The following is a 12916-nucleotide window of genomic DNA, read 5'->3' as shown; positions in this document are numbered from 1 at the left end:
TCACGCAAGGTACGTCCTGAACCATTGCCCGGAAGGAAATTATTGCATAATTATTCTTTTTATCGCTGATAACGATTTATCGCTACAGGACGTGATGCCAGACGGATTTTGGCACGCAGCCGAGATCGAATAAACGCCCGCCGGATGCCAATTCAGCCCGCCGATGATCCGCAGCACGATACATGTTGATGATTTCCTGACTATCTGTCAGAGAGTAATTGAGGTGATCAAAGAGTTTTTCCAGACTTTCTGTTGAGCTGACTTTCCTGAATTTAAGCAAATAGTCATGAACGGTCATGGTGATTGGTCTAATAGTTATGTGGTTGAGATGACTAAGTATATGCAAGCGAGAAAGCCTGTCTAGAGGGCGATGTAATAAAGTACGCTTATTTTTCAACAACAAACAAATGAAAATGAAAAATAAGGAATTGACACGAAAAGATGCCGAATGCTAAGTCGAGACGCTAGATAGCGCGTGGGAAGAGTGAATGCCTATAAAGGGGCAGATTGTGCGGGAATCTGCCCCTGATATTTGCCTAGCGACTACACAGCTTGTAGTACACCTCGTTCCAGCGCAGCGCATCTTTGAATTCGTGGAGGCGGGTTTCGTTGTCGATCACCAACAGCTCAATATTCTGCATTTCGGCGTAGAGACGCATGTGTTCGAGATCCAACGCCTGGCTAAAGACGGTATGATGCGCGCCGCCGGCCAGAATCCAGGCTTCGGCCGCCACGTCCAGCGACGGCTGCGCTTTCCAGATGGCACGGGCAACCGGCAATTTCGGCAGCGGGTGCGGCTGTTCGATCGTATCGACCAGATTAACCAGCATTCTGAAACGGTCGCCCATGTCGATCACGCTGGCGTTTAGTGACGGCCCGGCTGGCGTGGAGAAAATCAAGCGGGCAGGGTCGGCTTTTCCACCAATGCCAAGATATTGAGCATCCAGAATCGGTTTCTGTTCTTTCGCAATGGTGGGGCAGACTTCCAGCATGTGGGAGCCAACGACCAGATCGTTACCACTCTGGAAGTTATAGGTGTAATCCTCCATGAAGGACGTTCCGCCTGACAAACCACCGGCCATCACTTTCATAATGCGCAGCAGCGCGGCGGTTTTCCAGTCGCCTTCGCCACCGAAACCATAGCCCTGTTGCATCAGACGCTGCACCGCCAGCCCCGGCAGCTGTTTCAAACCGTATAGGTTTTCAAAATCGGTAGTGAACGCATGGTAGCCGCCTTGTTCCAGAAAGCGTTTCATCCCGAGTTCGATCTGTGCTGCATCCAGCAGATTCTGGCGGTTCGCACCGTTGAGTTTCACCGCATCCGTTAACTGGTAGCTGGCTTCGTACTCTTCGACCAGCGCATCGATATCGCCTTTGGGTACGGCATCAACCACGGCGGTTAAATCACCCAGTCCCCAGGCGCTGACGGAATAACCGAACTGGATCTGCGCGCCGACTTTATCGCCTTCGGTGACCGCGACTTCACGCATGTTGTCACCAAATCGCGCGACCTTCAGCTGTTTACTTTCCTGAATGGCGGCAGCTACCCGCATCCATTTCCCGATACGGGCATGGGCGTTTTTATCCTGCCAGTGGCCGACGACTACCTGATGCGCTTGCCGCATCCGGGCGCCGATAAAGCCAAATTCGCGTCCGCCGTGCGCGGTCTGGTTCAGGTTCATGAAATCCATGTCCATGGTGTCCCACGGCACTTCGGCATTGAACTGGGTGTGGAATTGCAGCAGTGGTTTACTGAGTACGCTCAGGCCACCAATCCACATTTTGGCGGGAGAGAACGTATGCAGCCAGGTCAGCAGGCCGATACAGTTATCCTGATAGTTGGCATCGCGACACAGTGCCAAAATTTCGTCCGGTGTTTTCACCAGCGGTTTCAGCACCAATTTAACCGGTAGGTTCGCCTGTTGATTCAACCCGGCGACGACCTTTTCCGCGTTCTCTTTTACCTGACGCAACGTTTCCGGCCCGTAGAGGTGCTGGCTACCGATGACGAACCAGACTTCAAGCTGCTTAAAATGATCCATGATGACTCCTGTAACGTGATCCCCAGAGGGATAAAATTAGTTTTTTGCCGTAGACGTTGGGCTATAGGCCGGTTCCGCGAGGCGACACCACTGCTGATAGCGCGCATAAAGCTGCTGATAACGGGCAACGCGCTGGCTATCCGGCATTAAGGTGCGTTCTATACCGCTGGCCATATGCTGCTGTGCCGTTGGAATATCGCCGTGAACGCCGGCGGCGACGGCGGCAAAGATTGCCGCGCCAAGCGCACAGCACTGATCGGAGGCGACGATCTGCAAAGGACGATTCATCACGTCGGTACAGACTTGCATGATGACGGGGGATTTTCGTGCGATGCCGCCTAGTGCCAGCACGTTCTCGACGGGGACACCCTGATCTTCAAAGCATTCCATAATCGCGCGCGCGCCGAAGGCCGTCGCCGCAATAAAACCGCCGAATAGCGTGGGGGCATCAGTACCCAGATTGAGATCGGTAATCACGCCTTTTAGACGCTGATTGGCGAACGGCGTTCTACGGCCGTTAAACCAGTCCAGCACGACAGGCAGGTGATCCAGCGTGGGATTTTCCGCCCAACTGCGGGTAAGCCGTTCCAGCAGTTTGGCTTCCATCGCCTGTAATGACGTTTTGAGTTCGGGATGACCTTGCTCGGCATAGTCTTTCGCCGCTTCCTGTAACGACCAGCCCAGCAGCCGCCCAAACCAGGCGTACATGTCTCCGAAAGCGGATTGTCCGGCTTCGAGGCCGATATAGCCGGGAACAACGCTGCCGTCGACCTGCCCGCAAATACCGGCGATGGTGCGATCGGCAATGCGCGCGTCGTCGGCGATCAAAATGTCGCAAGTGGAGGTGCCAATCACTTTAACCAACGTATAAGGCTGTGCGCCTGCGCCGACGGTGCCGACATGGCAGTCAAACGCGCCGCCCGCCAGAATAACGGTCTCAGGAATACCGAGCCGCTGCGCCCATTCGGCGGTGATGGTGCCGACCGGCTGTTCGGCGGTCCAGGTATCGGTAAACAGCGGGTACTGTAATGTCTCGGTCAGGCAGGGATCGAGCGCGTGCAGGAAGTCTTTTGGCGGCAGTCCGCCCCAACTGGGGTGCCAGAGTGATTTATGCCCGGCGCTGCATCGACCACGGCGGATATCGGCAGGTGCCTGCGTGCCGGAAAGCAGGGCGGGCACCCAGTCGCACAGTTCTATCCAGGAGACCGCAGCCTGACGCACGGCGGCATCTTCACGCGAGACATGCAGGATTTTGGCCCAGAACCATTCGGACGAGTAAACGCCGCCAATATAACGGGTGTAATCCGGAAATTGGCCGCTCCGGCACAGCGTATTAATCGCTTCGGCTTCTTCTATTGCCGTGTGGTCTTTCCACAGCACAAACATCGCATTGGGGTTGTCCGCAAATTCGGGGCGCAGCGCAAGGATCTGACCGTGTTCATCAATCGGTGCGGGGGTGGAGCCGGTCGAGTCCACACCGATGCCGATGATGTGTTGCCGCTGTTCGTTCGTCAGACGGGAAACCACCACTTTAATCGCCTGTTCCAGCGATTCGATATAGTCCAGTGGATGGTGTCGGAACTGGTTGTTGGCAGGCTGACAATATTTACCCTCGCGCCAGCGGGGGTAGTAGACCACTTCTGTTTCCAGCTCTTGCCCGCTTTGGCAGTCAACGGCTAAGGCGCGTACCGAATCACTGCCGAAGTCGAGGCCAATCGTAATAGCGCCCGCACTCATGCTTTGCTCCTCATTAATCCCAGATCGTTGGTGTTTACGATAGGCAGGGAGAGGAGGAGGCGGTTAGGAGCGGTTAGCTGGAAGTATGTATTTTTCTGTCGCCAGCAGCCATTTTGTGAAGCCCGTCAAAGGTTAATGATTGGTTAAAATCGCTAAATGTATGTACAAACCTGTCATTGTTCCGGGATGTGATAAAGCTCTATATTCGGACCGAAAATAACGACTAAAACATAAAGCGTCTGAATGCTACTGAGTAAAGGATTGCGCTAAGTCTGTGTTTTTCCTTTATCCAGACCGGAAATACCTTACCCACAACGTGAACGTGTTTCAGCGTTGCTGGCGAACGAAAAGATAATTACACCGGAGAACATCATGCATAAATTCACTAAGGCGCTGGCAGCAATCGGGTTGGCTGCGGTTATGTCACAATCAGCTATGGCAGAGAACTTAAAGCTGGGATTTCTGGTTAAACAACCGGAAGAACCCTGGTTCCAGACCGAATGGAAATTCGCTGATAAAGCAGGAAAAGATCTCGGTTTTGATGTGATAAAAATTGCGGTTCCCGATGGGGAAAAGACCCTGAACGCGATTGACAGTCTGGCGGCCAGTGGAGCAAAAGGTTTCGTTATCTGTACGCCCGATCCGAAATTAGGGCCTGCCATTATGGCGAAAGCGCGCAGCTACGATCTGAAAGTGATCGCGGTTGACGATCAGTTTGTGAATGCCAAAGGCCAGCCGATGGATACCGTGCCGCTGGTGATGATGGCTGCTACCAAGATCGGTGAGCGTCAGGGGCAGGAACTGTATAAAGAAATGAACAAACGCGGCTGGAAAGTGGACGAAACGGCCGTGATGGCGATTACCGCGAACGAACTGGACACCGCGCGTCGCCGTACCTCGGGTTCTATGGATGCGCTGAAGGCCGCTGGCTTCCCGGAAAAACAGATCTATCAGGTACCGACCAAATCTAACGATATCCCCGGTGCATTTGATGCCGCTAACTCCATGCTGGTTCAGCACCCCGGTGTGAAAAACTGGCTGATTATCGGTATGAACGACAATACCGTATTGGGCGGCGTGCGTGCGACGGAAGGTCAGGGCTTTAAAGCCGAAAACGTGATTGGTATCGGTATCAACGGCGTGGATGCGGTCAGCGAGCTGTCCAAAGGTCAGGCAACAGGCTTCTTTGGTTCACTGCTGCCAAGCCCGGATATTCACGGCTACAAGAGTATCCAGATGCTGAATGACTGGGTCACCAAAGGCGTAGAACCCGAGAAATTTACCGAAGTGACCGATGTGGTGCTGATCACTCGTGACAACTTTAAGGTCGAACTGGAGAAAAAAGGCCTGATGTAATCACGCCTGATTTCGTAAAGACGCGGATAACGCCGATCGGCATGACGCTGGTCGACGTTATCCTGATCGAAGTTATCCGCGCTCTACCTGCATCGTTATGAGGAAACAGACATGACAGCACAGTCACCCTATTTGTCGTTTCATGGAATTGGCAAAGAATTTCCCGGTGTTAAGGCGCTTTCGGATATCAGTTTTGCCTGCCATGCCGGCCAGATCCATGCATTGATGGGGGAAAACGGAGCGGGCAAATCGACGCTGTTAAAGATCCTGAGCGGCAACTATTCTCCGTCAGCGGGTGAAATCCATATTCAGGGCAAACCTGTGCAGTTTACTAACACGATGGACGCCCTGAATGCGGGTGTTGCCATCATTTATCAGGAACTGCACCTGGTGCCGGAAATGACGGTCGCCGAGAACATCTATCTGGGGCAGTTGCCGCATAAATACGGCATGGTGAACTACTCGCTGCTGCGCTATGAAGCCAAGCTCCAGCTACAGCATCTGGGATTGGATATCGATCCTGATACCCCGCTGAAATACCTGTCTATCGGGCAATGGCAGATGGTGGAAATCGCCAAAGCGCTGGCCCGTAACGCCAAAATTATTGCTTTTGATGAACCGACCAGTTCGCTGTCTGCCCGTGAGATCGAGCAGCTTTTTCGCGTGATTACGGAATTGCGCAGCGAAGGCCGGGTCATTTTGTACGTTTCGCACCGAATGGAAGAAATTTTTGCGCTGAGCGATGCCATTACCGTGTTTAAAGATGGTCGCTATGTGCGCACGTTTGACGATATGCAGCAGGTGAACCATGAGTCGCTGGTACAGGCGATGGTAGGACGTAACCTGGGGGATATCTATGGCTATGCGCCGCGTCCGCACGGCGAAGAGCGTTTGACGCTGAAAGACGTAAAAGCGCCGGGCGTGAAATCCACCGTGTCCCTGAACGTGAAGCAGGGGGAAATTGTCGGGCTATTTGGTCTGGTAGGCGCTGGACGCAGCGAGCTGATGAAAGGGCTGTTTGGTGCGACAAAAATCACCGGCGGTCAGGTGCTGCTGGATGGTAAGCCGCTGGTGGTGAATTCCCCCATCGATGCGATTCGTCAGGGCGTGATGCTCTGCCCTGAAGATCGTAAGGCGGACGGTATCATTCCTGTCCACTCGGTGCGTGACAACATCAATATCAGTGCGCGGCGTAAGAGCCTGAAAGCCGGTTTTATTATTAATAATCAGTGGGAAGCGGATAACGCCTCGAAACGGATTGCGGCGCTGAATATTAAAACGCCGTCCGATGAACAGCTGATTATGAATCTTTCCGGCGGTAACCAGCAGAAAGCCATTCTTGGCCGCTGGCTGTCCGAGGAGATGAAGGTCATTTTGCTCGATGAGCCCACGCGCGGCATTGACGTCGGCGCGAAGCACGAAATTTATCATGTCATCTATGAACTGGCGAATCAGGGGATCGCGGTGCTGTTTGCCTCCAGCGATTTACCAGAAGTGCTTGGGCTGGCCGACCGGATTATCGTCATGCGCGAAGGGGCTATCTCCGGCGAGCTGCTGCATGCCGATGCCACAGAGCAGAAGGTGCTCAGTCTGGCTATGTTACGAACCCCCGATATCGAATCTGCGGTTGCCTGACCGCGAAGGAGCAAAATAATGTCAACGGTTACGTCTGCAACCTCAGAGAAGAAGAACAGCAGTTCGGGATTATCCCGCATTTGGGATAACTACGGCATGCTGGTGGTGTTTGCCGTGCTGTTTATTGGCTGTGCAATTTTTGTCCCGAATTTCGCGACGTTTATCAATATGAAAGGGCTGGGGTTAGCGATCTCGATGTCCGGTATGGTGGCCTGCGGGATGCTGTTCTGTCTGGCTTCTGGCGATTTCGACCTGTCGGTGGCCTCCATCATCGCCTGTGCCGGGGTAGCCACGGCGGTAGTGATCAATATCAGCGAAAGCCTGTGGATCGGTGTCAGTGCCGGACTGCTGCTGGGCGTGGCGTTCGGTTTGCTCAATGGGTTTGTGATTGCCCGTTTAAAGATCAACGCGCTGATCACCACGCTGGCGACGATGCAGATTGCGCGTGGTCTGGCGTACATCATTTCCGATGGTAAAGCGGTAGGGATTGAAGATGAGCGTTTCTTCGCGCTGGGCTATGCCAACTGGCTGGGCTTGCCTGCGCCAATCTGGATCACCATCGGCTGCATGATTCTGTTTGGGCTGCTGCTGAACAAAACCACGTTTGGCCGCAATACGCTGGCGATTGGGGGCAATGAAGAAGCGGCGCGTCTGGCCGGGGTACCGGTGGTGCGTACCAAGATCATCATTTTCGCCTTGTCCGGCCTGGTGTCAGCCGCTGCGGGGATCATTCTGGCCTCGCGCATGACTAGCGGCCAGCCGATGACCTCCATCGGGTATGAGCTAATCGTGATTTCTGCCTGTGTGCTGGGTGGTGTGTCGCTGAAAGGTGGGATCGGTAAAATTTCTTACGTGGTGGCTGGCGTACTGATTTTGGGTACGGTAGAAAACGCGATGAATCTGCTGAACATCTCTCCATTTGCCCAGTATGTGGTGCGTGGGCTGATTCTGCTGGCGGCGGTTATCTTTGACCGCTACAAACAATTAGCGAAGAAAACGGTGTAAATGCCTGTGCGGCAGGTAAGAGCCTGCCGCTTTCTTTCTTATTAGCGTGTACCGGAGGCTCGATGTATCACCGTATGGCGCATGAATCTCAGCCTAATCCGCTGCTGCCGGGATATTCGTTCAACGCTTACCTCGTGGCAGGCCTGACGCCGATTCTGGCAGAAGGACCGCTCGACTTCTTTATCGATCGCCCTGATGGTATGAAGGGCTACATCATTAACCTCACCATGAAAGGACAGGGTCAGGTCTTTGATGGCGATGAGACCTTTTTCTGCAATCCTGGCGATCTGCTGTTGTTCCCGCCAAAATCGAAGCATTTTTATGGTCGTTCGCCGAGCAGCGACTGCTGGTATCACCGCTGGGTCTATTTTCGCCCGCGTGCCTACTGGGCCGACTGGCTGGAATGGCATACCAAAAGCAGCGGTATTGGTCGCATGAGTCTGCCGAATAACCAACTGCTGCTGGAGTTCGACAGGCTGTTTGCCAATATTGAGCAGACGCAGCGTTCCGGGCGTCGTTTTTCAGAAGAGTTGGGCATGAATCTGCTGGAGCGTCTGTTGCTCCGCGCGATGGAAGAAGATCCACAGAGCCCGCAAAAGATCATGGATCCGCGCGTGATAGAAGCCTGCCAGTTTATTACCAGCAATCTGGCTGGAGAACTGCGTATTGACGAAGTCGCGCGCCACGTTTGCCTGTCGCCGTCGCGGCTGGCGCATCTGTTCCGTGAACAGGTGGGCATTAATATTTTGCGCTGGCGTGAAGACCAGCGCGTCATCCGCGCCAAGCTGTTATTGCAGACCACGCAGGAATCTATCGCCAACATCGGTCGCGTGGTGGGGTATGACGATCAGCTGTATTTCTCACGCGTGTTCCGTAAGCGAGTCGGCGTCAGCCCCAGCGATTTCCGCCGCCGCAGCAGTGAAATCAACTATCCGGCAGCCAAAACGCTGCCCGTGGCGTGGGGAGAGCGGATGCCCAATGCCGTGAGCGGCTAACGAATCAGATTCCCCTGGCTGTTATCCCTCTCTGCAATCTGGCGGATGACGGGTATATACTGAGTGAGAAATCACAAAGTCAAAATAAGCTAAGGGGAATCGTCATGAGTGAGACCGTTCGTGTTGGGCTGCTGGGTTATGGCTATGCCAGTAAGACATTCCACGCGCCGTTGATTGCAGGTACGACGGGTATGGAGCTGGTGGCTGTGTCCAGCAGCAGTGCTGAAAAAGTGCATGCAGATTGGGCAAATCTGCGAGTAGAGAAAGACCCTCAGGCGTTATTTAACGATCCCGATATTGACCTCATTGTTATTCCTACCCCCAATGACACGCACTTCCCGCTGGCGAAACAGGCGCTGGAAGCGGGCAAGCATGTCGTCGTCGATAAACCGTTTACGGTGACGTTGTCACAAGCATACGACTTGGGCACCATAGCCGACCGTGTCGGAAAAATGCTTTCTGTTTTCCATAACCGCCGTTGGGACAGCGATTTTCTGACGCTGAAACAGCTGCTGGCGGCGGGAACGTTAGGAAATGTGGTGTATATGGAATCGCATTTCGATCGCTTCCGCCCTGAAGTTCGTCAGCGCTGGCGTGAAGACGGCAGCGAAGGCAGCGGGATTTGGTACGATCTGGGGCCGCACTTGCTGGATCAGGCATTAGAGCTGTTTGGTTTGCCGGTCGCGATTCAAGTGGACATGGCGCAACTGAGGCCGGGGAGTAAGGCAACGGATTATTTCCATGCGACGCTGATTTACCCGCAGCGTCGGGTAGTTCTGCACGCCAGTATGCTGGTGGCGGCGGCTTCTGCACGCTATACCGTACACGGCACGCGTGGCAGTTTCGTCAAGTACGGGCTCGACCCGCAGGAAGATCGCCTGAAGGCGGGCGAACGTCCACCGCTGGCCGATTGGGGACAGGATAAGCGTGATGGCGTGCTGACATTGTCTCGCGATGGCATAACGGCGGAGCAAACGATCGCCACGATTCCGGGCAACTACCCGGCTTACTATGCGGCGGTGCGTGATGCGCTGCTCGGTAAAGGGGAAAACCCCGTCAGCGTGCATCAGGCGATTCAGGTGATGGAGCTGATCGAGCTGGGGCTGCTTTCTCATGAGCAGAAAAAAGCCGTCACGGTGAAAAATAGCTAGATTTACCGCGCTTTATTCCAGATAGTTAACGGTTTGTTTAAACAGGCGATCTTAGGATCGCCGTAGACTGCTGTTTTTGGGCGATCGTCGGGTCGCCCGTCTTGTTAGGGTATGAATTAGATCGATAACAGGCTAGGGGAAAGGTGTCAGGCATGGGGTGGTTACAACGGTTACGCATTGATAAGTTTTTATTGGTTCTGATTCTGGTTGTGCTGACGGCGTCGATTCTTCCTGCTGAAGGCGGCGTGAAGGTCTTCTTTGAGTACCTGACAACGGCGGCGATTGCTCTCCTGTTCTTTATGCACGGAGCAAAGCTCTCGCGCGAAGCGATTACCGCAGGGATGGGACACTGGCGTTTGCATCTGGTGGTGTTTGCCAGCACGTTTATTCTGTTCCCGCTGCTGGGCATTGGTATGAGCCTGCTGTCGCCGGTTGTGCTGACGCCGACTTTGTATCTTGGCTTCCTCTATCTGTGTGCGCTTCCAGCGACGGTGCAATCGGCGATTGCGTATACCTCAATGGCAGGCGGCAACGTGGCGGCGGCGATCTGTAGTGCATCCGCATCCAGTATTTTAGGCGTGTTTCTTTCGCCGATTCTGGTCGGTTTACTGATGCACACGCAGGGCGGAGAAACGGATACGCTGCATGCTATCGGTTCCATTATCATGCAACTGATGGTGCCTTTCGTGATTGGTCATCTGTCCCGTCCGTTGATTGCTGGCTGGGTCGATCGCCACCGTAAGCTGATTAATATTACTGACCGGTCATCAATTCTTTTGGTGGTCTATGTTGCTTTCAGCGAGGCGGTTGTGCAGGGGATCTGGGGACAAATCAACGGCTGGTCATTACTCGCCGTCGTCGGCTGCTCGATGGTGCTGTTAGCGATTGTGCTGGTGGTGAATACGCTAGCCGCGCGCAAGCTGGGCTTTAACACCGCCGATGAAATCACCATTGTCTTCTGTGGGTCGAAGAAGAGCCTGGCGAATGGGATCCCGATGGCAAACGTGCTGTTTCCTGCCGCGGCTGTCGGGGCGATGGTGCTGCCGCTGATGATTTTCCACCAAATTCAACTGATGGTTTGTGCCGCTCTGGCTCAGCGTTATGCCAAACGGCTACATAAGGAACAGAATACGCCTCGTCAATAGGGGATTCTCGGTCTCTCATCATGCCAAACGCCCCGGTCTGTGTAAGACCGGGGCGTTGTCATTTGTCGCTATCACTCGTCACAATCATTTGTAACTACCCGGAAATACAAGAAATAATCTATTACAGTGATAGTTTCATAGTTTTATTACTTTTTCGATCTGTTACGTTATAACCAGTGTGGCTCATCGAGATGCGTTATCGATAGAGCAGGACACAATTGACGATAATTATTAGTTGAGATCGAGGGAAATATGTTTAAAAAAACGGTGTTAACTTTAGCGATGTTAGGGACGTTGGCTTCCGCATCTGTGCAGGCTGCTCAGAGTATGGAATGTGTGAAAACCAGCAAAAAAGAAATTGCGTCGTTATTTGACCGTTGGAATGCATCGCTACAGACGGGGGATGCGAAGAAGGTTGCGAAAAACTATGCGCCAGACGCAGTGCTGCTGCCGACGCTGTCCGATAAACCGCGTACGACTGACGCAGAACGCATTGATTACTTCGAACACTTCCTGGCGAAAAAGCCGGTTGGCAAGATTGACACCAGCACGATCCGTATCGGCTGCAATGATGCCGTTGATACCGGAACCTATACCTTCACATTCGGTGATGGTAGCGTAGCCAAGGCACGTTATACCTACACTTATGTCTGGGACGCGAAACAGAAGCAGTGGTTGATTACTTCACATCACTCCTCGGCGAATCCGAGCAGTTGATCTCTTTATTTCTGTAATTTATCGGTAACAAATTTGTGTCAAACGGCTAACAAAAGTTAGCCGTTTTTTATGTGCTAATGATAAGAATTACTGTGTAGTACCGCGTTTACGCAGAACCTTTTCACGCAGTTGCTGTTTTTCCTGCTCGCTGATAAACGCAATGTTCAGGCCGTTTTCCTGCGCTTTGCGGGTTTCTACCGCTGTCAGGCCAGCAAGCGGTGCGGCGATCTCATATTCGTGACGGATCTCTATGCCCTGAACCGCCGGGTCGTCCGTATTGATAGTGGCGGGGATTTCATAACGCAGGAAGTGGATGAGCGGGTGCTTATCCAGAGATTCCACCGTACTGGTCTGAATGTTGGATGTCAGGCAGGATTCAATACCGATTCCATGCTCTGCCATGTGCGTCATCAGATGCGGATCGATAATGGCCGTCACGCCATGTCCGATACGCTCTGCGCCCAAATGATTAATCGCCTGCCAGATACTTTCCGGTCCGGCGGCTTCACCGGCGTGAACCGTGATGCGCCAGCCGGCATCGCGAGCCTGTCTGAAATGGGAAGTGAATAGTGCGCCAGGGTGCCCCAGCTCATCACCTGCCAGATCGAGCGCAACGATGCGGTCACGCTGAGACAGCAGGGCATCCAACTCTTGTTGGCACGCCTCGGTGCCGAATGTCCGGCTCATGATGCCAATCAGACGAATGTCGGTATCGAAATCACGACAGCCCGCGGTAATGCCGTCGATCACTGCTTCAACCACGCCAGCAACCGGAAGCTTATGGTTCATCGCCATATAGTAAGGAGAGAAACGCAGTTCGGCGTAATCCAAGCCGGCTTTCACGGCATCTTCAACGTTCTCATAAGCGACGCGGCGACAGGCGTCCAGCGAACCGAGCACGGCTACGCCCCAGTCGAGTTTTTGTAAAAAGCTCACCAGATCAGGTTCATTTTGGGTGACCTGAACGTGAGGGCGAAGCGCTTCAAGATCGCGGGCAGGTAACGCGACATTGTACTGGTGTCCGAGCTCCAGAATACTCTGGGCGCGGATATTGCCATCCAAATGGCGGTGGATATCCGTCAATGGCAGGTGTAAATCAATCATAATGTTATTGTCTGATTACTGTTTTTCGT

At 53.5% G+C, this 12916-nt stretch carries 11 protein-coding genes; 7 read left to right on the top strand and 4 right to left on the bottom strand.

Going from position 1 to position 12916, the window contains the following annotated elements; translation table 11 throughout:
- Positions 1-82 precede the first annotated feature (82 nt).
- From ydgT to WCT94_RS14295, 3 genes are all read right to left on the bottom strand, one after another.
- Positions 83-298 carry a transcription modulator YdgT gene (gene ydgT, locus WCT94_RS14305; RefSeq protein ID WP_010275188.1) on the bottom strand — a complete coding sequence of 72 codons (216 nt, stop codon included), beginning with the start codon at positions 296-298 and terminating at the stop codon, positions 83-85.
- A 238-nt stretch (positions 299-536) separates the two neighbouring features.
- Positions 537-2042, bottom strand: coding sequence for an L-arabinose isomerase (araA, locus tag WCT94_RS14300; RefSeq protein WP_336870092.1), 1506 nt, complete (start codon positions 2040-2042; stop codon positions 537-539).
- Between the two features lie 36 nt (positions 2043-2078).
- Positions 2079-3779, bottom strand: coding sequence for a ribulokinase (locus WCT94_RS14295; protein ID WP_336870091.1), 1701 nt, complete (start codon positions 3777-3779; stop codon positions 2079-2081).
- A 372-nt stretch (positions 3780-4151) separates the two neighbouring features.
- Here WCT94_RS14295 and WCT94_RS14290 point away from each other — a divergent pair, with 372 nt between their 5' ends.
- The 7 genes from WCT94_RS14290 to WCT94_RS14260 all read left to right on the top strand — a co-directional run bounded on the left by WCT94_RS14290 (position 4152) and on the right by WCT94_RS14260 (position 11783).
- A complete protein-coding gene (locus WCT94_RS14290) occupies positions 4152-5135 on the top strand; it encodes an arabinose ABC transporter substrate-binding protein (RefSeq protein ID WP_015840263.1) in 984 nt (327 codons plus the stop codon).
- A gap of 111 nt (positions 5136-5246) precedes the next feature.
- The gene (gene araG / locus WCT94_RS14285) at positions 5247-6770 is read left to right on the top strand and encodes an L-arabinose ABC transporter ATP-binding protein AraG (RefSeq protein ID WP_180776814.1); all 1524 of its coding nucleotides are present in this window, start codon (positions 5247-5249) and stop codon (positions 6768-6770) included.
- Between the two features lie 18 nt (positions 6771-6788).
- A complete protein-coding gene (gene araH / locus WCT94_RS14280) occupies positions 6789-7775 on the top strand; it encodes an L-arabinose ABC transporter permease AraH (RefSeq protein ID WP_336870090.1) in 987 nt (328 codons plus the stop codon).
- A 62-nt stretch (positions 7776-7837) separates the two neighbouring features.
- Positions 7838-8770 (top strand): arabinose operon transcriptional regulator AraC, encoded by a 933-nt coding sequence (araC, locus tag WCT94_RS14275; RefSeq protein WP_336870089.1) that lies wholly within the window; start codon positions 7838-7840, stop codon positions 8768-8770.
- A gap of 104 nt (positions 8771-8874) precedes the next feature.
- Positions 8875-9921 carry an oxidoreductase gene (locus WCT94_RS14270; RefSeq protein WP_336870087.1) on the top strand — a complete coding sequence of 349 codons (1047 nt, stop codon included), beginning with the start codon at positions 8875-8877 and terminating at the stop codon, positions 9919-9921.
- A 152-nt stretch (positions 9922-10073) separates the two neighbouring features.
- Positions 10074-11066: a bile acid:sodium symporter family protein gene (locus tag WCT94_RS14265; RefSeq protein WP_336870086.1), complete on the top strand. Its 993-nt coding sequence runs from the start codon at positions 10074-10076 to the stop codon at positions 11064-11066.
- Between the two features lie 252 nt (positions 11067-11318).
- Entirely contained in the window at positions 11319-11783 is a 465-nt protein-coding gene (locus WCT94_RS14260) for an SgcJ/EcaC family oxidoreductase (RefSeq protein WP_336870085.1), read from the top strand.
- A gap of 87 nt (positions 11784-11870) precedes the next feature.
- On the opposite strand, the gene add is transcribed toward WCT94_RS14260, so the two are convergent.
- Positions 11871-12887, bottom strand: coding sequence for an adenosine deaminase (add, locus tag WCT94_RS14255; RefSeq protein ID WP_336870084.1), 1017 nt, complete (start codon positions 12885-12887; stop codon positions 11871-11873).
- Positions 12888-12916: the final 29 nt, after the last annotated feature.

The sequence above is a fragment of the Pectobacterium sp. 1950-15 genome, assembly GCF_037136835.1.
Lineage (GTDB): Bacteria > Pseudomonadota > Gammaproteobacteria > Enterobacterales > Enterobacteriaceae > Pectobacterium.
Note: the sequence above shows the minus strand (reverse complement) of the source record. Positions and strands in the feature narration are given on the sequence as shown.